The 17,980-nt window shown below is 68.7% G+C and carries 18 protein-coding genes; 9 read left to right on the top strand and 9 right to left on the bottom strand.

Going from position 1 to position 17,980, the window contains the following annotated elements; all coding sequences use genetic code 11:
* The first annotated feature begins 17 nt into the window (after positions 1–17).
* Complete coding sequence (locus ACQPYH_RS21335; protein WP_432893961.1) at positions 18–650, top strand: hypothetical protein; 633 nt, start codon at positions 18–20, stop codon at positions 648–650.
* Positions 647–1,468 carry an SDR family oxidoreductase gene (locus tag ACQPYH_RS21330; RefSeq protein WP_432893959.1) on the top strand — a complete coding sequence of 274 codons (822 nt, stop codon included), beginning with the start codon at positions 647–649 and terminating at the stop codon, positions 1,466–1,468. The genes ACQPYH_RS21335 and ACQPYH_RS21330 overlap by 4 nt, the downstream gene beginning before the upstream one ends.
* A 64-nt stretch (positions 1,469–1,532) precedes the next feature.
* Here ACQPYH_RS21330 and ACQPYH_RS21325 read toward each other — a convergent pair whose 3' ends face one another.
* On the bottom strand, positions 1,533–1,982 hold the full coding sequence (locus ACQPYH_RS21325; RefSeq protein WP_432893957.1) for a MarR family transcriptional regulator: 450 nt from the start codon (positions 1,980–1,982) through the stop codon (positions 1,533–1,535).
* 68 nt (positions 1,983–2,050) lie between these two features.
* Between ACQPYH_RS21325 and ACQPYH_RS21320 the strand changes: the two genes are divergently transcribed.
* Complete coding sequence (locus tag ACQPYH_RS21320; RefSeq protein ID WP_432893955.1) at positions 2,051–2,839, top strand: alpha/beta fold hydrolase; 789 nt, start codon at positions 2,051–2,053, stop codon at positions 2,837–2,839.
* Here ACQPYH_RS21320 and ACQPYH_RS21315 read toward each other — a convergent pair.
* Positions 2,829–3,257 (bottom strand): OsmC family protein, encoded by a 429-nt coding sequence (locus ACQPYH_RS21315; RefSeq protein WP_432893953.1) that lies wholly within the window; start codon positions 3,255–3,257, stop codon positions 2,829–2,831. The genes ACQPYH_RS21320 and ACQPYH_RS21315 overlap by 11 nt on opposite strands.
* A 32-nt stretch (positions 3,258–3,289) precedes the next feature.
* Positions 3,290–3,940 carry an SDR family oxidoreductase gene (locus tag ACQPYH_RS21310; RefSeq protein WP_432893951.1) on the bottom strand — a complete coding sequence of 217 codons (651 nt, stop codon included), beginning with the start codon at positions 3,938–3,940 and terminating at the stop codon, positions 3,290–3,292.
* Positions 3,941–4,026: 86 nt separating this feature from the next.
* On the opposite strand from ACQPYH_RS21310, the gene ACQPYH_RS21305 reads away from it, so the two are divergent.
* The gene (locus ACQPYH_RS21305; RefSeq protein WP_432893949.1) at positions 4,027–4,749 is read left to right on the top strand and encodes an alpha/beta fold hydrolase; all 723 of its coding nucleotides are present in this window, start codon (positions 4,027–4,029) and stop codon (positions 4,747–4,749) included.
* Here ACQPYH_RS21305 and ACQPYH_RS21300 read toward each other — a convergent pair.
* A complete protein-coding gene (locus tag ACQPYH_RS21300) occupies positions 4,705–6,600 on the bottom strand; it encodes a propionyl-CoA synthetase (RefSeq protein ID WP_432893947.1) in 1,896 nt (631 codons plus the stop codon). The two genes, ACQPYH_RS21305 and ACQPYH_RS21300, sit on opposite strands and share 45 nt — an antisense overlap.
* A 50-nt stretch (positions 6,601–6,650) precedes the next feature.
* Between ACQPYH_RS21300 and ACQPYH_RS21295 the strand changes: the two genes are divergently transcribed.
* Positions 6,651–7,571, top strand: a complete 921-nt coding sequence (locus ACQPYH_RS21295) for a threonine/serine dehydratase (RefSeq protein ID WP_432893945.1) — start codon at positions 6,651–6,653, stop codon at positions 7,569–7,571.
* Here the strand turns inward: ACQPYH_RS21295 and ACQPYH_RS21290 are convergent.
* Positions 7,564–8,169: a rhomboid family intramembrane serine protease gene (locus ACQPYH_RS21290; RefSeq protein WP_432893943.1), complete on the bottom strand. Its 606-nt coding sequence runs from the start codon at positions 8,167–8,169 to the stop codon at positions 7,564–7,566. The two genes, ACQPYH_RS21295 and ACQPYH_RS21290, sit on opposite strands and share 8 nt — an antisense overlap.
* A 118-nt stretch (positions 8,170–8,287) precedes the next feature.
* On the opposite strand from ACQPYH_RS21290, the gene ACQPYH_RS21285 reads away from it, so the two are divergent.
* Positions 8,288–9,487 (top strand): Cmx/CmrA family chloramphenicol efflux MFS transporter, encoded by a 1,200-nt coding sequence (locus ACQPYH_RS21285; protein WP_432893941.1) that lies wholly within the window; start codon positions 8,288–8,290, stop codon positions 9,485–9,487.
* Here ACQPYH_RS21285 and ACQPYH_RS21280 read toward each other — a convergent pair.
* Complete coding sequence (locus ACQPYH_RS21280) at positions 9,429–10,835, bottom strand: APC family permease (protein ID WP_432893939.1); 1,407 nt, start codon at positions 10,833–10,835, stop codon at positions 9,429–9,431. The two genes, ACQPYH_RS21285 and ACQPYH_RS21280, sit on opposite strands and share 59 nt — an antisense overlap.
* Positions 10,836–10,956: 121 nt before the next feature.
* Between ACQPYH_RS21280 and ACQPYH_RS21275 the strand changes: the two genes are divergently transcribed.
* Entirely contained in the window at positions 10,957–11,910 is a 954-nt protein-coding gene (locus ACQPYH_RS21275) for a DUF389 domain-containing protein (RefSeq protein ID WP_432894449.1), read from the top strand.
* Between the two features lie 155 nt (positions 11,911–12,065).
* The gene (locus ACQPYH_RS21270; protein WP_432893937.1) at positions 12,066–13,013 is read left to right on the top strand and encodes a transcriptional regulator TrmB; all 948 of its coding nucleotides are present in this window, start codon (positions 12,066–12,068) and stop codon (positions 13,011–13,013) included.
* Here the strand turns inward: ACQPYH_RS21270 and ACQPYH_RS21265 are convergent.
* The 3 genes from ACQPYH_RS21265 to ACQPYH_RS21255 form a co-directional block, all read right to left on the bottom strand.
* Entirely contained in the window at positions 13,010–13,639 is a 630-nt protein-coding gene (locus ACQPYH_RS21265; RefSeq protein WP_432893936.1) for an HNH endonuclease family protein, read from the bottom strand. The genes ACQPYH_RS21270 and ACQPYH_RS21265 overlap by 4 nt on opposite strands.
* A gap of 109 nt (positions 13,640–13,748) precedes the next feature.
* A complete protein-coding gene (locus ACQPYH_RS21260) occupies positions 13,749–14,510 on the bottom strand; it encodes a YaaA family protein (RefSeq protein WP_432893934.1) in 762 nt (253 codons plus the stop codon).
* Positions 14,507–15,451, bottom strand: coding sequence for an aldo/keto reductase (locus ACQPYH_RS21255; RefSeq protein WP_432893932.1), 945 nt, complete (start codon positions 15,449–15,451; stop codon positions 14,507–14,509). The genes ACQPYH_RS21260 and ACQPYH_RS21255 overlap by 4 nt, the downstream gene beginning before the upstream one ends.
* Positions 15,452–15,485: 34 nt before the next feature.
* Here ACQPYH_RS21255 and pepN point away from each other — a divergent pair, with 34 nt between their 5' ends.
* Entirely contained in the window at positions 15,486–17,942 is a 2,457-nt protein-coding gene (gene pepN / locus ACQPYH_RS21250; protein WP_432893930.1) for an aminopeptidase N, read from the top strand.
* The last annotated feature ends 38 nt before the right edge of the window (positions 17,943–17,980 follow it).

The raw sequence follows: 17,980 nt of genomic DNA, 5'->3' as shown, positions 1-17,980 counted from the left end.
CTGCGCGGACCGTTTGGTTGAGCGAAGCGGCGTTCGGCGAACTGCCGCAGGCGACCCGGGCCACGTTGGTGCGGGCGCAGGTGAACTACGGGCGGGGTGCTGTGCCGACGGTGCGGAAGTGGGCAGGCGTGGTCGGCCCGGAGATCAGGCAGCAGGCTGACGGGCACCGGTTCGTCTGGTGGAAGTCCCAGCTGAGCGAGCCGCACAAGGTCCTGCCGGAGATCGTCAATGAGGACCTTGGACCGAGTAGGCACGCAGAGGTTCGCGCCTGGCCGAAGCAGTTCGAGCGGGTGCGGGAGTTGGCGGGGACCTTTCCGGATGGGAGTGGGTCGAACTGCTTCGGGACTGTGATGGCGGCCTGCGGAGTCGAGGGCGCGGAGAGCGTGTGGATGCTGCGGGAGCCGTTCGAGGAGTGGCTCGCGAACCACACCGAGCCCGGCGGACGGGACGACGTACCCGGCACTGTGTTCGTCTGGCGCGACACGGCGTCGCGAGTCCAGCACGCGGCGCTGACCATCGGCGACGAGTGGATGTTGCACAAGCCATCGCAGTCCTGGATGACGCCGCGGAAGATCCGAACGGTCGGCGAGGTCAAACGCGCCACCCGGACTGCCGGCTGGCGGCTGGAACGTCATAGAGTTGTGGGGTGAGGTTGCTCGTCACTGGGGCCACCGGTCTCCTGGGGCGTGAACTCCTGCTCTGCGCCGGAAAACAAGCGATTGACGTCGTACCGGCGTACCACTCGCAGCCTCTGCCGGGCGGAGTGCAGCTCGACGTACGGCGGCGGGACCAGGTGCGGGACGTGATCCGCAGCGTGCGTCCGGACGGCATCATCCACACCGCCTACCGGCAGGACGACTGGGCGACGACTGCGCTCGGCGCGGTCAATGTCGCGTTGGCTGCGGACGGCGCGCGGCTCGTGTTCGTGTCGACCGATGCGGTGTTCGGTCCACGCAAGACGGCGTACCACGAGCACGAGGCGCCGTGCCCGATCACGCCGTACGGCGCCGCGAAGGCCGCCGCGGAGACGGCGATCCACGCGATCGCCCCGGATGCGATCATCGCGCGTACGTCACTCATCATCGGGTCGGACGGCCACTCGGAAGAGGAGCAGCGCGTACGACGGCTTGCCGCCGGCGAACCTGGAGCGTTCTACACCGGCAACATCCGTTGCCCCATCCACGTCTCGGACCTGGCCTCGGCGCTGCTCGAACTCCTGATGTCCGACCTCAACGGCATCACCCATGTCGCCGGTCCCGAGGCGCTGAGTCGGCTCGAGCTCGGCCAACTCATCGCGATCCGCGACGGCCTCAACCCGGAGGCGCTTCCGTCCGTGCCCGGCGAGCCCTCGGACATCCAACTGGACTGCCACCGGACCCAGTCCGCGCTGAGAACCCGCATCCGCGGTGCGAACGAGTTCCTTGGCGTCGGGACAGCTCGACAGGATGTGTACGGCCACGACGACTGATGGCACGCCTGCGGCGACTCCACCCGGGGGCCGCCAGGCGGACACCTCCTGTCGAGCTGACCACCTAACCGTCTGACCGATTCGGCAGCAGGTCGTGCGCCAGTCGCTCCAGGACACGGGCGACCTCGGCGACGCGGGCGGGGTCGTCTGTGCCGAGGGCCTCGGCGAGTGCGGGCTCGATCGTCGTGGCGCGAACCTGGGCCAACCGGTCCGAGACGTCGGGCGCCTGGCTCACCAGTGCTCGCCGTCGGTCGGCCGGGTCGATGGTCGTGATGACCGAGCCGGCCTCCTTCAGCCGGGCAATCGCGGTCGACACCTGGCTCTGCGGCAGACCGGTCCGCGCGGCGATCTCCCCCACCGCGCTCTCCGGGTGGCCGGCGATATCGCTCGCGACGATCAGCACCATCCGCGCGCTGCCGGCGTACTTCGCGGCTCCGCCGGGCGGCTCCGGTAACGCGTCCTCGCCGATCTTCATCAGCGCCCGTCCGAGCAGGAAGAGCTCCACACCGTTCACAGCCCGGAATCTACATCAACTCAGATACATCTTGATAGATGCATCCATCTAGATGTAATCTCCGGGCCATGACAACTCTCGAAGTTCCTCGAGCAGTTCTGCACTACCAACTCGAAGGCACCGGCCCGCTGCTGCTGATCTCGCAGAGCGGTGAAGGCGACGCCGACCGCACGGTCGACCTGGTCGGACACCTCACAGACGAGTACACAGTGCTCACCTATGACCGCCGCGGTCTCTCCCGGAGCCGGCTCGACCAGCCAGCCTCGATGGCCGACCACGCGGACGACGTACACCGTCTGCTCGCGCACCTCGCCGACGAGCCTGTGGCGATGCTCGGCTGCAGCCTCGGCGCCGTCATCGGACTGCACGTCGCCGCCGACCATCCGGGCCAAATCCACACCCTGGTCGCGCACGAGCCGATCGCGCCCTGGCTGCTGCCCCAGCCGACGCCCCATCGCGACGAGCTAGCCGAACTGCGAGACCGCTACCTCGCCAACGGCCTGCAGGCGACCGTCCCGGAAATCGCCCGCTCCCTCGGCATCGACCCGTCGAACGGCGAGCCGAACCGCTCCGACTTCCCCATGGACGCCAACCGCCGAGCGAACTTCGACTACTTCATCCGCCACGACTTCATAGCCGCCGCAGACGACGCCCCCGCCGAGCTCACGACGGTCACCGCACGCGTCGTCCCAGCAGCAGGTACGACGACACCGCACACTGTCTTCGACTACCAGTGCGCCGAGGCGCTCGCCGCGGTCCTCGACCAGGAACTACAGCTCTTCCCGGGCGGCCACAACGGCAACCTGAGCCATCCAAAGGCCTACGCGGCCAGGCTCCAGGAAGTGCTCAGTCGTTGACGGTCGTCGTGACCGGCGTACCGAGCTCGACCGTCCGGCTGACCGTGCAGAGCCGGTCGTGCGACATCTTCACCGCGCGCGGCAGCGCCTCGCGGGCCTTGTCGCCGTCCTCGCCCTCGGGGAAGTGCACGACGAACTCGACCGCGAGGTTCTCCATCCGGTTGCCCTCCTCGGCGTCCCGGACCTTGTCCCCGCGCACGACCGCGCTGAACTCGGTCGGCTCCGCGCGCCGGCTGACGACGATGTCGACGTCGATGGCCGAGCAGGTCCCGATCGCGGCCAGCAGCAGCTCCACCGGGGTGAAGTCGGTGTCCGCACCGCCGGAGCCGACCCGGATCGTGCCGCCGCGGGCGTTACGCACCTCGTAGCTGCTGTTCGCCACGCGCTCGAAGGTCACCTGGCGGAGTGTGTCTGCCATATCCATCACATTTCTGTTGCTTGTGGCAACGGTCAGAGAGAGTTGAGTGCCTCGTCGACAGGGGTGTCGCCGGCGATGAGCTCCAGGGTCCGGCCGATCGAGGCCGGGGTGTCGCAGAGGCCGGCCAGCACCAGCGCGACGTCGTCGCGGCTGATCCGGCCGCGGCCGGTCTCGTCGGCGAGCAGGACGTTGCCGGTGCCGGCGTCGTTGGTCAGGCTGCCCGGCCGCAGCACGGTCCAGTCGAGGTCCCGCGCGCGCAGGTCCTCCTCGGCCGCCCACTTCGCCCGCAAGTAGATGGTGAAGGTCTCGTCGTCGGTCAGCGACGGCGCCTGGTCCGCGCCCATCGAGCCGACCTGGATATGACGCCGTACGCCGGCTTGCTGGGCCGCGTCCGCGAACAGGGCGGCCGCACCGCGGTCGACCGTGTCCTTGCGTGCGTTCCCGCTGCCGGGACCGGCGCCGGCCGAGAAGATCGCGACGTCCGCGCCGGCCAGGACCTCCGCCACCGCCGCCGCGTCGGACTGCTCCAGGTCGAGTACGGCGGCCTGCCCGCCGGCCGCGGCGATATCCGCGGAGTGGTCCGGGTTGCGTACCAGCCCGACCACCTCGTGACCATCACCGCTCAGCAGCTTCGTCAGCCGCAGCGCGATCTGTCCGTGTCCACCTGCAATGACGACTCGCATACCCGCAGACTATCTCTGTGCCACACGCATCAACGATTGACGGGACACGGATCGCCTACCAGGTTCGGGGCGAGGGGCAACCACTTGTGTTGCTGGCGGGCCAGTCGAACAACCACACCTGGTGGGATCCCATCCGCTCCGACTTCCAGGGCCACCAGACGATCACCCTGGACTGGCGAGGGACAGGCGAGAGCGACAAACCCGACGAGGTCTACAGCACGCGCGGGTTCGCGCAGGACGTGGTGGCCGTGCTGGACGCCCTCAAAATGAACAGTGCAGACCTCTACGGAACTTCGATGGGCGGACGCGTCGCGCAATGGCTCGCGATCGACAACCCGGAGCGGGTCGACGCACTCGTCCTCGGCTGCACGTCGCCGGGCGCGGCGCACGGGTACGAGCGAAGCCAGGAGATCCGCAAGGCGCTCGCCGACCCGAAGCGGACCGATCGCGTGCTGCTGGAGCTGATGTACACACCAGGCTGGCTGGCCGACCACCCCGCTCCGTACTACGTACTCGGCGACCAGAGCATGCCGTCGTACGCCAAGGGCAGGCATCTGGTTGCCAGCAACAAGCACGACGCGTGGGACGGCCTCCCGAGCATCACGGCGCCGACCCTCATCCTGCACGGCTCCGACGACATCTTCAGTCCGGCCGCCAACGCGCAACTGCTCGCCGACCGCATCCCGGGAGCGCGCGCCGAACTCATCGACGGCGCTCGGCACGCCTACTTCCACGAGTTCCGCTCGGTCGCGAGTCCGGCGGTCCTAGCCTTCCTGGCTGCCCAAGATCGGACGCAACACCGGGCGTAACGCGTCCAGTACGGCGGGATCCTCGATCGTCGACGGCACCGGCTCGTCGCGCCCGTCGGCGATCCCGCGCATCGTCCGGCGCAGGATCTTGCCCGACCGGGTCTTCGGCAACGCGTCCACGATCGACACGTCCCGGAACGCCGCCACCGGCCCGATCTCCCGGCGTACCGCGGCCACCAGCTCGTCCCGCAGCGTCTCCTCGCTCACCGAAGCGCCTGCCTTCAGTACGACGAGCGCCCGCGGCAGCTGTCCCTTCAACGGATCGTGTACGCCGATCACCGCGCACTCCGCGACGGCAGCGTTCGCCGCAACGACCGCCTCGATCGAACCGGTCGACAACCGGTGCCCGGCCACGTTGATCACGTCGTCCGTGCGGCCCATCACGAAGATGTACCCGTCCTCGTCGATGAAACCGCCGTCGCCGGTCAGGTAGTAGCCGTCGTACTCCTTGAGGTAGCTGTCGATGTAGCGCTGGTCGTCGCCCCACAGCGTCGGCAGTGCGCCCGGCGGCAGCGGCAGCTTGATCGCGATCGCGCCTTCCTGCTGCGGCAGCAGTTCCTTGCCGTACGCATCGAGGATCTGCACGTTCCAGCCCGGCATCGGCACGGTCGCCGAGCCAGGCTTGGTCGGCAGCGGCTCGAGCCCGCGCGGGTTGGCCGCGATCGGCCAGCCCGTCTCGGTCTGCCACCAGTGGTCCACGACGGGTACGCCGAGATGCTCGTGCGACCAGTGGTAGGTCTCCGGGTCGAGCCGCTCCCCCGCCAGGAACAGCGTCCGGAAGCTGCCCATCGGGTACTTCGCCAGCTCGGCCGCCTCCGGATCGACCTTCTTGATCGCGCGGATCGCGGTCGGGGCGGTGAACAGGGCCTTCGCGCCGTGCTCGGAGATCACCCGCCAGAACGCACCGGCATCCGGCGTACCGACCGGCTTGCCCTCGTACAGGACAGTGGTCGCGCCGACGAGGAGCGGAGCGTAGACGATGTAGGAGTGGCCGACGACCCAGCCGACGTCGGAGGCGGTCCACCACACATCGCCCGGGCCGATGTCGTACACGTTGCGCATCGTCCAGGCGAGCGCGACGGCGTGACCTCCGTTGTCGCGGACGACACCTTTCGGCTTTCCCGTCGTACCGGAGGTGTAGAGGATGTAGAGCGGGTCGGTAGCGTCGACCTGGACCGGATCGGCGGCCTCGGCCTTCGCGGTGAGGTCGGTCCAGTCGAGGTCGTGCTCGCCCAGCGTGGCCTCGGCCTGTGGGCGCTGGAGCACAATCGTGTGCTCGGGCTGATGCTGTGAGATCTGCAGGGCCTCGTCGATGATCGGTTTGTACTCGACTACCCGGGTCGGCTCGATGCCGCAGGAGGCCGCGACGATGACCTTCGGGGTTGCGTCGTCGATGCGGGCGGCCAGCTCGCGCGGGGCGAAGCCGCCGAAGACCACCGAGTGGATCGCGCCGAGGCGGGCGCAGGCGAGCATGGCGACAACTGCTTCCGGGACCATCGGCAGGTAGACGATGACCCGGTCGCCTTTGCCGACGCCGAGCGATGCCAGGGCGCCGGCGAATCGAGCGACCTCGTCGCGCAGCTCGGCGTATGTGAAGGTCGCGCCGGTGCCGGTGACCGGGGAGTCGTAGATGAGAGCGGTTCGGTCGCCGTTGCCTGCTTCGATGTGGCGGTCCAGCGCGTTGTACGACGTGTTGAGTACGCCGTCGGGGTACCAGCGGTAGATCGGGGCATCGGTGGCGTCGATCGCGCGGGTCGGCGGCCGCGTCCAGGAGATCGCCTCCGCCGCCTCCAGCCAGAACCCGTGCGGGTCGTCCAGGCTCCGCCGGTAGGTCTCGTCGTACGCGCCCATTTGGATAGCCTCCGTCCGTCAGCTGTTCTCCATCGTGGCAGGGTTGAGCTATGACGGTAAGTCTCGATGACGTGCGGCAGGCGGCGGAGCGGATCGCAGGGCGGGTACGCCGTACGCCGGTGATCGAGGTCGCGCCCGGCCTCACGTTCAAGCTCGAACTGCTCCAGCACACCGGTTCGTTCAAGCCGCGCGGCGCGTTCAACCGGCTGCTCAGCGCCAAGGACAGCGGCGAACTGACCGGTCAGGGCATCGTCGCCGCCTCGGGTGGCAACCACGGTCTCGCGGCGGCGTACGCGGCCCGGGAGCTCGGCGTACCGGCGCGGATCTTCGTCCCGGAAACGACCCCGGCCGCGAAGCTCAACAAGCTGCGGACGCTCGACGCGGACGTCGTCCAGGTCGGCAGCGAGTACGCCGAGGCGTACCAAGCAGCGCTCGAGGCTCAAGACGAGTCGGGCGCGCTGCTGGTTCACGCCTATGACCAGCCGGAGGTCGTCGCCGGCCAGGGCACGGTCGGCCTCGAGCTCCTCGAACAGGCAGGCATGTTCGACACAGTCCTGGTCGCCGTCGGTGGTGGCGGCCTGATCGCCGGCATCGCGACCGCGATCGGCGACAACGCCCAGGTAGTCGGCGTAGAGCCAGCCCTGGCCCCCACCATGAACCGTGCACTCGAGGCAGGCCGGCCAACCGACGGCCCGGTCGGCGGCGTAGCAGCCGACTCGCTGGGAGCCCGCCGCCTAGGCGACCTCGCGTACACCGCAGTCCAGAGCCATCACGTACAGTCCGTCCTGGTCGAGGACGACGCGATCGTTGCCGCTCGCAAGCAGCTCTGGCACGACTACCACCTCGCCACCGAGCACGGCGGAGCAGTTGCCTGGGCCGCTCTGGCCTCGGGCGCCTACAAACCAGCAGCCGGCGAGCGGGTCGTCGTGGTCGTCTGCGGGTCGAACACAGACCCCGGCACGCTTATTTGACGCGTCGTTTGTCGTCGGCCAGCACCCACGCCGCGAGCAGACCGGCGATGCCGCCGCACAGGTGACCTTGCCAGGAGATCCCGTCCTGCGGCAGCAGGCTGGTGAGCAGGGCGCTGCCCCACACCATGATGACGAGGATCCCGACGACCACCTGACCGAGCCGCCGGTTGAACAGCCCCCGCACGATCAGGTACGACGCGTACCCGAAGACGAGCCCGCTCGCGCCGATCGTGATCGTGTTCGGCGGTGAGATCAGCCAGGTGCCGAACCCGCCGAGCAGCGTCACGATCGCGGTGACCTGGAAGAGCCGGGGTGCGCCGCTGAGCGCGATGATCGCGCCGAGTGTGACGAGTGGCAGCGTGTTCGAGATCAGATGGCCGAACCCGAGGTGCAGGAACGGCGCGGTCAGGATGCCGATCAGGCCGCGCGGCTCGCGGGAAATGATCCCGTACTGATCGAGTGAGCCGTTGGTCGCGGTGTCGATGACCTCGCTCAGCCACATCAGACCGAGCAGCGCCGCCAGCAGCTTCAACCCGCCGCCGATCTTGGCGGTGTCCACACTCCGCCCGGAGCGTTTCGCCGGTATCTGCGAGCTCATGTCTCAACCATGCCGTACTCCCCCAAGTCTCAGCCTGTGACAGGCGCGGCGACAGCGGACAGTGATCTCTGAGATACTCCGAGTGGCCTTGGGTGAGGGGGCCGAGTGAGGGGAACCGATGCCAATTGCTGTCTATGTCCTTGGCCTGAGCATTTTCGCGCAGGGGACGTCCGAGCTGATGCTCGCCGGCCTGCTCCCTGAGCTCGCCACAGATCTACAGGTCTCGATCCCCCAAGCCGGCCTGCTGATCTCCGCGTTCGCGCTCGGCATGCTGGTCGGCGCGCCGGTTCTCGCCGTCGTCACGCTCACCTGGTCCCGCCGTACGGCGTTGCTCGCGTTCCTGGCCGTGTTCGTGCTGACTCACCTAGCCGGCGCCCTGACGCCGAGCTACACCGTCCTGCTCATCACCCGCATCGTCGGCGCTTTCGTGTACGCCGGATTCTGGTCGGTTGCGGCTGTCACCGTGATGGCGCTGGTCGACACCGATCGCCGCGCCCGCGCGATGAGCATCGTCACCGGCGGCCTCACCGTCGCCACGATCGTCGGCCTCCCGCTCGGCACCGTGCTCGGCCAGCACCTCGGCTGGCGCTCCGCGTTCTGGACCGTCGCCATCCTCTGCACCTTGGCCATGTCGGGCGTCCTGGCCACTGTCCCCGGTGACCGCCCCGATCCGGCGACCGCGCCCCGACTCGGCGATGAACTCCGCGTCCTCGTCAACGCCCGCCTCTGGCTGGCCTTCGCCACCACAGCGCTCGTCACCGCCACGATCCTCGTCGTCTTCAGCTACCTCGCCCCGCTGCTGACCCAGACCACCGGGCTGACGCCGGGCGCGGTTCCTGGAGTCCTCGCCCTCTACGGTCTCGGGTCGTTCATCGGCATCAACCTGGGTGGACGGTTCGCCGACGCACTGCCGTTTCACACCTTGTTCATCAGCATCACCGGGCTCATCGGCCTGTCGGCGCTGCTCGCGATCACAGCGTCCAATCCGGCCCTGGCGATCGCGGTGATCGCCCTGCTGGGCGGCTTCGGCTTCGCCGCCAACCCGGCCCTGAACGCCCGCGTCTTCAGCCTCGCCGGTGACGCGCCGACGCTGGCCACCGCGACCAACTTCTCCGCGTTCAACGTCGGCATCACCATCGGGCCGTGGCTCGGCGGCTTGGCGATCGACGCCGGAGCGGGCTACCCCGCACTCGGCTGGATCGCCGTCGCCACCGGGCTCGCGGCCCTCGCGACGGTCCTGCTCGCGGCGTTCCTGCCGGTCAGTTCACCGGGCCTTGCGGGTCAAGATGCGACGGATCGAAATCGGCGTGCCGCTTGAACACGTACTTGTTCAGCAGCCACGTGAGCGCCCACAGCGCGACTCCGACGAGCATCAGCCAGCCGGCGATCTTGTAGTCGGCCGACGCCCGCCCGGACAACGGGCTGGCCAGGTACACGCACAGCACGACCCCGAGCACCGGCAACGCGGTGGGTGCGTTGAAGTGCTTGTGCTCGACCTTGTCCCGCCGCAGCACCAGCACGGCGACGTTCACGATCGCGAACACGCACAGCAGCAGGAACGCCGTCGTACCGCCGAGCGCCGCGAGGTCGGCGTACCCGATCAGGACGAACGCGAGCAGCGTGGTGAACAGGATCGCGATGTACGGCGTACGCCGCTTGCGGAGGACTCGACCGAGCGGACCGGGCAGCACCTGCTCGTGCGACATCCCGTACAGCAGGCGGCTCGCCATCAGCATGTTGATCAGTGCGGAGTTGGCGACCGCGAACATCGTGATCCAGGCGAACACCTCGAGCGGGAACCCGGGCGCACCGGCCTGGACGACCTTCAGCAGTGGGGTCGCGCCCTTGTTCAGGTCGTCCGGGGAGACCAGCGTGACAGCCGAGATCGCGACGAGCACGTAGATGACGCCGGTGATGCTCAGGCCGATCAGCATGATCTTCGGGAAGATCTTGATCGGGTCCTTGGTCTCCTCGGCCATGTTCACCGAGTCCTCGAAGCCGACCATCGCGAAGAACGCCAGCGCGGTCGCCGCCGTCACGGCACTGAACGGCGACTCGCCGTCCGGCACCTTGAAGTCGGTCAGCCGCGACGTGTCGCCGTCGCCGCCGATCAGCGCCCAGGCGCCGATCCCGATCACGATCAGCAGACCGCTCAGCTCGACGCAGGTGAGTACGACGTTCGCCTTCACGCTCTCGCCGACGCCGCGGAGGTTCACGAGCGCGATCAGCGTCATGAACGCGAGCGCGGTGATCATCAGCACCGCCCCGCGGTCGGGGTCGATATGCGCGGCGGAGAAGAAGTTCGCCGCGAACGCCTTCGACGCGCTCGACGCCGAGGTCAGACCCGAGCACATCACCGCGAAGGTCAGCAGGAACGTGAGGAAGTGGATCCCGAACGCCTTGTGCGTATAGACCGCCGCGCCACCGGCCTTCGGGTACTTCGTGACGAGCTCGAGGTAACTGGTCGCGGTCAGCATCGCGACGATGAACGCGCACAGGAACGGCAGCCAGACCGCCCCGCCGACCTCTCCGGCCACCTTGCCGGTCAGCGCGTACACGCCGGTGCCGAGGATGTCTCCGACGACGAAGAGGAGCAGGAGTCCCGGGCCCATCACCCGCTTCAGTTCCGGGCGCTCACCAGTCTGCGGTACGGCTGTATCACTCATCGTGGCTCCCTCACATCAGTGCGTCACGAGGTTCCATGGTCGCATCTGAGAGCCGGCTGAGAAGGGCTGGCGCGCGCCTGGGGCAACAATCGCCCGGTGGCCTGAGAGCATGTTGGCCGTGATGCACCTCCGTCTGATCGTCCCGCCGGGCCGCACCGAGCGGATCCTCGACACCGTCCTCGCCGATCCGCGGGTGACGAGCATCGTCCGGCTGCCCGGGGCCGCCCAGCGGCCCCAGGGCGACGTGATCGAGTGCGACGTGACCCGCGAGGCCACCTCCGACATCCTCGCCTTCCTCAAGACCGAGGGCCTGTATGACGACGGCGCGGTCGCGCTGACGTCGGTCGAGTCGGCGCCGTCACGCAACGCCCGCGCGGCGGAGAAGGCAGCGCCCGGCGCGCCGGACGACGCGGTGATCTGGGATGCGGTGCTCGACCAGGCCTACAACGAAGCCGGCGGCTCGTGGGTGTACTACGCGTTCCTGACGCTGGCGACGATGATCGCCTCGATCGCGGTGATCACCGACTCGGCGATCCTGGTGGTGGGCGCCATGGTCGTCGGCCCGGAGTTCGGCGTGGTGGCCGCACTCGCGGTCGGCCTGTTCCTTCGCAAGCGCGGGCTGATCGTGAGTTCGGCGTCCCTGCTGGTCAAGGGTTTCGCGCTCGCGATCGCCTTGACCGTCGTGGCGGTGCTGCTGGCACGGGCCGTCGGCTGGGTAGACGTCAGCAACGTGACGGCAGCCCGGCCGCTGACCGGATTCATCTGGCGGCCGGACAAGTGGTCGGCAGTCGTCGCCGTCCTGGCCGGATGCGCCGGCGTGTTGTCGCAGACCGCCGGTCGTGGGAACGCTTTGGTCGGCGTCTTCATCTCGGTGACGACAGTCCCCGCCGCCGGTGACCTCGCCTTGTCGATCGCGCTGTGGGCACCGCACCAGATCGGTGGTTCGGCTGCCCAGTTGGGCATCAACCTGGCCGGGATGACCGTCGCCGGCGTCGTGACGCTGCAGTTGCAGCGGACGATCTGGCGCAGTTATCTGCGCCTGAAGAGAAGGGCGGGCGCGCGCGTTGAGGCTTGACCAGACGTCCCCTGTCCGATCCGCGCGCGCCCAGCACGTCAGACATACCCCACCGCGGGGGTATCCGCACCTCGCCGGGGCCTGACGTATCCCGGACATGTCGCGAAGTCGCCAAACCGGTCGAGACGGTCCAGTGGACGAGATAGCCTGATCGGATGCTGGAGACGGTTGGGGTCGAGCCGCCTGATGAGGAGGCCTATCGGGCGCTGCTGTCGGCGCCGGGTTGCGATGTCCGCGAGCTCGCCGAGCAACTCGGCCGCGACGAGCAGGACCTCACCGAGACGGTTGGCCGGCTCGAGAAGCTCGGCCTGCTGACCACCACCTCCGACGACCCGGTCCGCCTGCTCCCGACCCGTCCCGACGTCGCGGTCGACGCGCTGGTCGCCGTACGCCGGGCTGAGCTCGACCGGGTCCGTGCCGAGGCGCGCGTCATGCTGACCGAGCTCCGTGCGCAGGAGCAGCACCGTCCGGAGAACCTGGTCGAGGTGATCGTCGGTCAGGAAGCGATCGCGGCTCGGTTCGCACAGCTGCTCAACGGGACAGGTCAGCAGCTCCTGGTCCTCGACAGGCCGCCGTACGCGTCGCAGCCCGGCGACTCCGATCCCAAGGTGCGGGGACTGCTCGGCGACGGGGTGGTCGTGCACGGCATCTACTCTCCCGACTCGCTCGACATCCCGGGCGGCGTCGACGAGGCGTTCAGCGCGGCCGATGCCGGCGAGACGTCCCGGGTGCATCCGCAGGTGCCGATGAAGCTGGCCGTGTTCGACGGGAAGATCGCGCTGCTGCCGCTGGCCGTGGATCAGTTGGTCGACAGCGCGCTCGTCGTACATCCGTGTGCGCTGCTCGATGCGTTGCTCGAGATGTTCTGGCTGCTGTGGGACCAGGCTGTGCCGGTTGTCCCGTCAGCGAAGGCCGACCCCACGGACGCGCGGCTGATGACGTTGCTGGCCGCCGGGTTCAAGGACGACGCGATCGCCCGGCAGCTCGCGCTGAGCAGCCGGACCGTCGGACGGCGCGTGGCGGAGCTGATGGAGACGCTGGGCGCGCGGACCCGGTTCCAGGCCGGCATTCACGCCCAGCGCCGTCATCTACTGGAGGACTAGCAAGTACCGAGCATCTGCTGGAGAGCGGTCTTCTCGGCCGACTGCAGCGACAGCTTGTAGGTGTACTTCACCCAGATCCAGTACCGCGCGTAGATGCAGTGCACCGCGGTGTTCGTCGGTTGCCACTCGGACGGATCCCGGTCGCCCTTCGAGCGGTTGCTCGACGCTGACACCGCGATCAGCTGGGAGATCGTCAGGTTGTTCGCGAACTCCTGACGCTTGGCCTGCGTCCAGCCGCTGGCCCCTGACTTCCATGCCTCGGCCAGCGGCACGATGTGGTCGATGTCGACGTCCGACGAGTCGGTGAAGGTCGTCTTGTCGTACACGCTGTACCAGCTGCCGGCGGTCGGCTGGCAGCTGCTGTCGACCTTCACACCGGTTCCGTCGCGCTTCAGAACCTCTTCGCGGGTGTCACAGCTGCCCGACTGCGTGATCCAGTGCGGGAACTTGTCGCGGCTGTAGCCGGTCGTCGAACCCTCCGTCTTCACGGTCAGGCTGGCCAGCTCAGTGGCCGCGGTGCTCGCCGACGGCGGGGTCGGCGGGGACGCCAGCGCCGGTCCGGCGCTGAGGGTAAAGGCCGCTGTCGCAGCTAGTGCTGTGAGAGCAGCGGTGATGGAGCGTCGCATCGGTCAGGCCTCCGAGGGTTAGGGCGGGTCCCCCCTGACGTTGCTGCCCTTCAGCCTTCCCCGATCACGCGCTGTAGGAAACCACTCACCAGTTACAGTCCAGTGAACGTCAGTCGTGTTCGACGACGGTCAGCGTCCAGCCCGACGATGCGCGGTCCAGCTCGGCGTTCCAGCGTTCGCCGATCAGCTTGTGCAGCGACTTCGGCGTACCCGGGTCCTTGCCGGATTCGAGCAGGTGCCGCGCGACCAGGCCGCGGGTGTGTTTGGCCATGTGGGAGACGACCGTGCGTACGCCGTCGCGTTCGCGGACGACGTTCACCGACACCCATTTGTCCGCCTGGTCGCCGGTCGGGCGCCACGCCGCGACGTACGTCGACGAGCGGCAATCCACGATAACGCCGTCGACGTCCTTGAGGGCAGCACTCAACGGGTCACGCCATACGGATGCGAGCGGCCCGTGACCCGGCAGCGTCGTACCCATTGAGAGCCGGTACGGCGGGACGCGGTCGGCCGGTCGTAGTGCGCCCCACGCGGCTGAGATGACGAGCAGCCGATTGGCCGCGCGGCGCTTGGTACCCGAGGACAGGGTCGAGTAGCCGAGGGCGTCGTACAGGACACCGGAGTACAGCTCGGAGACCGGTACGGACGGCTCCGTGCGCCAGCGGGTGTTGCGGTCGACCTCGTGCTGCAGCGAGGCACCGACGTCCAGTACGTCGAAAGCGTCGGCGGAGGCGGAGACCTTCGCCAGCGTCTCGAGCACCTGCTCGCGGACCGGGTTCAGCTCCGGGAAGGACAGGGTGTCGAATGCGACGGCACGACCGCGCGACCGTCCGGTCTTGCCTTCGGACGGCGGCAGGAGAATCAGGGTCACGTGAGCTCGTCCAGGGCGGCGAGGTCGGCGGCGGTCGGGTCCCAGCTGCCGGCCGCGACGTTCTGCGCGATCTGCTCGGGCTTGGTGGCGCCCGCGATCACCGACGCGACCGCAGGCTGCGCGGCCAGGCCGCCGATGGCGACGTCGATCATCGTCAGGTCGCGCTCGGCCGCGAACGTCTCGAGCGCCTCGAGCTTGTCGAAGTCCGCCCGCGCCAACCGCTCGGGCTGGGTCGCGAGGCGGGACCCGTCTGGTGCCGTCGTACCGCGCTTGTACTTGCCGGTGAGCAGACCGGAAGCAAGCGGGAAGAACGGCAGGATGCCGACGCCGACGTGCTCGCAGGCCGGCACCAGCTCGTCCTCGACGTCGCGGTCGAGCAGCGAGTACTGGTTCTGGGCGCTGATGAAGTGCTCGAGGCCGTTCGACCGGGCGGTCCAGTCCGCGTCGACGACCTGCCAGCCGGCGAACTGCGAGCTGCCGATGTACCGGACCTTGCCCTCAGCAACTAGCTCGGACAGGGCCGCCAGGGTCTCCTCGATCGGCGTCACCGGGTCCGGGAAGTGCAGCTGGTAGAGATCGATCCAGTCGGTGCCGAGGCGCTGCAGGCTCGACTCGACCGCCTTGCGGATGTACCGCCGGGAGCCGCGGACACCCCAGTCCGGACCGTTCACGCCGCCCAGGTCACCGCCGAACTTGGTCGCGATCACGACCTCGTCGCGGCGCGAACCGAGCGCCTTCCCGAGCAGCTCCTCGCTGAATCCGTGCTCGCCACGGTAGATGTCCGCGGTGTCGAACAACGTGATTCCCGCGTCGACCGCGGCGTTCACAACGGCGTCCGTCCGGCCCGCATCGAGCCGCCTGCCGAAGTTGTTACAGCCGAGCCCGACCACACTTACGGTCAGGCCCGAGTCGCCCAGCTGCCGGTACTCCATATCACCCATGTGCTCAGCCTAATCTCGGCATACAGTGGCCCTCATGCCGAGTCTCACCGTCGACGGCGCCCGCACTCGGGCCGCCGCCCTTTCCGTCCAGTCGTACGACGTCGATCTCGACCTCACCCAAGGCGAGAAGACGTTCGGATCCACCACCACGATCAGGTTCCGGGCGACGAGTCCGTCGACCTGGCTGGACGTGAAACCGGACGAGCTGACCTCGGTCACGCTCAACGGCACGGCCGTCGACGTGGCCGGCCTGAACGACGGACGGCTCGAGCTGACCGACCTGCAGCCGGAGAACGAACTCGTCGTCGTCGCCTCGATGCTGTACTCGCACGACGGTGAGGGCCTGCACCGTGCGGTCGACGCCGCCGACGGTCTCGCCTACACGTACGCGATGTCGTTCCTCGACGCGGCCCCGCGGATCTTCGCGTGCTTCGACCAGCCCGACCTCAAGGCGCCGTACCGGATGACGGTGACCGCGCCGGAGGAGTGGCTGGTCCTTGGCAACGGCGCCGCGACGCAGGTCTCCCCCGGTCGCTGGGAGCTCGCCGAGACCAAGCCGCTCTCGACGTACTTCGTCACCGTGGTCGCCGGGCCGTACCACCAGCTCACCGACTCCCACGACGGCATCGCGCTCAGCGTGGTCTCGCGGCAGTCGCTGAAGGAGGCGCTCGACCGCGAGGCCGCGGACATCTTCGAGGTCAGCAAGCAGTCCTTCGACGCGTACCACCAGATGTTCGGGTACCGGTACCCGTTCGGCGAGTACCACCAGGCGTTCGTGCCGGAGTTCAACGCCGGCGCGATGGAGAACCCGGGCTGCGTGACGTTCCGCGACTCGATGGTGTTCCGCTCGGCGGTGACCGACGGCGAGCGCAGCCAGCGAGCACGGACGATCGTGCACGAGATGGCGCACCAGTGGTTCGGCGACACGGTGACCATGAAGTGGTGGAACGACCTCTGGCTGAACGAGTCGTTCGCCGAGTACATGGCGCACCGGGTGTCGACCGAGGCGACCCGGTACACCGACAACTGGATCGACTTCGCCTACATCCGCAAGTGGTGGGGCCTGCAGGCCGACCAGCGGTCCTCGACGCACCCGGTCGCCGCCGACGCGGTCAAGGACGCGCTCGCCTCGCTCGACGACTTCGACGGCATCTCCTACGCGAAGGGCGCTGCGGTACTGAAGCAGCTGGCGGCGTACCTCGGTGACGATGTCTTCCTGGCCGGCGTGAACGCGCACATCGCGGCGAACGCGTTCGGCAACGCCACCTTCGCCGACCTGGTCGCGAAGTGGACCGAGGCCGGCGCGGTCGGCCTGGACGACTGGGCGCAGGCCTGGCTGCGGACGCCCGGTGTGGACACGATCACCGCGTCGCGGACCGCGACCGGCATCAAGCTGCAGCGCAAGGCGCCGGAGGCCTACCCGGCTTCACGACCGCACAAGCTGACCGTCGGCGGGTACGACGCGGACGGCCGCGGCATGACGGTCGACGTACTGATCGACGGCGACGAGGTGGAGGTCGACCTCGACCCCTCGTTCGCGGTGATCATCCCGGATGCGGGCGACGACAGCTGGGCGAAGATCCGGCTCGACTCCGACAGCCTGGCCAACCTCGCGACGGTGCTGCCGAAGATCGAGAGCGGCGTGACGCGCGCCGTCGTACTGAACAGCATCCGGGACGCGGTCGCCGACGTCGAGCTGGACCCGAAGCTCGCCTTCGAGGTGCTGCTCGCGGTGCTGCCCACCGAGACCAGCGACATCGCGGTGTCCTCGATGACCTCGTGGGCGACATTGAACCTGCTCGGCGTCTGCCTGCCGTACGAGCCGTACCGCGGTCGGTTGGCCGACGTGCTGGCGGAGCGTCTGCGCACCGCGCCCGCCGGCAGCAGCCTGCAGCTCGCGGCGAGCCGGTCGTACGTGCGGCACAGCGACGACGCCGACCGGCTTCAGGGCTGGCTGGCGGGAGTCGACGTACCCGAGGGACTGCTGATGGACGCCGACCTGCGGTGGACCGTGCTGCTGCAGCTCGCCCGCCTCGGCGCGATCGGCGACGCCGACATCGACGCCGAGCTCGAGCGGGACTCGTCGTCCGAAGGCATCGTGCACGCGGCGCGCTGCCGTTCGGCGCTGCCGACGGCCGAGGCCAAGGAGCGCGCCTGGGCGCGGATCATGACCCACGCCGACATCGCGAACTACGAGCTGTACGCCGCCAGCGAGGGCTTCTGGCACCCGGCGCAGCTCGAGCTCACGGCGCCGTACGTCGAGCGGTACTTCGCCGAGATCGGCGGCACCGAGAAGCTCCGCTCCGGCTGGGTGATCGCGACCACGGCCAAACTCGCGTACCCGCGCTACACCGTCGAGCAGCGTGTCCTCGATCGTTCCGCCGACCTGGTCGCCGACGACGCGGTCGCGGCCGGCATCCGCAGGTCGGTCGGCGACCTCGCCGACGACCTGAAGCGTGCGCTTGCGGTCCGTTCGGCCTTCGGGAACTGATCAAGAGTTAGCTGTCACACCGTGTTGTGACTAATGTG

It is taken from the genome of Kribbella sp. CA-245084, from assembly GCF_050942355.1.
Classification (GTDB): Bacteria; Actinomycetota; Actinomycetes; order Propionibacteriales; family Kribbellaceae; genus Kribbella.
Note: the sequence above shows the minus strand (reverse complement) of the source record. Positions and strands in the feature narration are given on the sequence as shown.

What these genes read in the sequence shown, in the direction of transcription:
- ACQPYH_RS21320 (WP_432893955.1), top strand. Translation starts at nt 2,051, where the DNA reads ATGACAACTCTCGAAGTTCCTCGAGCAGTTCTGCACTACCAACTCGAA.
- ACQPYH_RS21315 (WP_432893953.1), bottom strand. Translation starts at nt 3,257, where the DNA reads ATGGCAGACACACTCCGCCAGGTGACCTTCGAGCGCGTGGCGAACAGC.
- ACQPYH_RS21310 (WP_432893951.1), bottom strand. Translation starts at nt 3,940, where the DNA reads ATGCGAGTCGTCATTGCAGGTGGACACGGACAGATCGCGCTGCGGCTG.
- ACQPYH_RS21300 (WP_432893947.1), bottom strand. Translation starts at nt 6,600, where the DNA reads ATGGGCGCGTACGACGAGACCTACCGGCGGAGCCTGGACGACCCGCAC.
- ACQPYH_RS21295 (WP_432893945.1), top strand. Translation starts at nt 6,651, where the DNA reads ATGACGGTAAGTCTCGATGACGTGCGGCAGGCGGCGGAGCGGATCGCA.
- ACQPYH_RS21290 (WP_432893943.1), bottom strand. Translation starts at nt 8,169, where the DNA reads ATGAGCTCGCAGATACCGGCGAAACGCTCCGGGCGGAGTGTGGACACC.
- ACQPYH_RS21285 (WP_432893941.1), top strand. Translation starts at nt 8,288, where the DNA reads ATGCCAATTGCTGTCTATGTCCTTGGCCTGAGCATTTTCGCGCAGGGG.
- ACQPYH_RS21280 (WP_432893939.1), bottom strand. Translation starts at nt 10,835, where the DNA reads ATGAGTGATACAGCCGTACCGCAGACTGGTGAGCGCCCGGAACTGAAG.
- ACQPYH_RS21275 (WP_432894449.1), top strand. Translation starts at nt 10,957, where the DNA reads ATGCACCTCCGTCTGATCGTCCCGCCGGGCCGCACCGAGCGGATCCTC.
- ACQPYH_RS21270 (WP_432893937.1), top strand. Translation starts at nt 12,066, where the DNA reads ATGCTGGAGACGGTTGGGGTCGAGCCGCCTGATGAGGAGGCCTATCGG.
- ACQPYH_RS21265 (WP_432893936.1), bottom strand. Translation starts at nt 13,639, where the DNA reads ATGCGACGCTCCATCACCGCTGCTCTCACAGCACTAGCTGCGACAGCG.
- ACQPYH_RS21255 (WP_432893932.1), bottom strand. Translation starts at nt 15,451, where the DNA reads ATGGGTGATATGGAGTACCGGCAGCTGGGCGACTCGGGCCTGACCGTA.
- pepN (WP_432893930.1), top strand. Translation starts at nt 15,486, where the DNA reads ATGCCGAGTCTCACCGTCGACGGCGCCCGCACTCGGGCCGCCGCCCTT.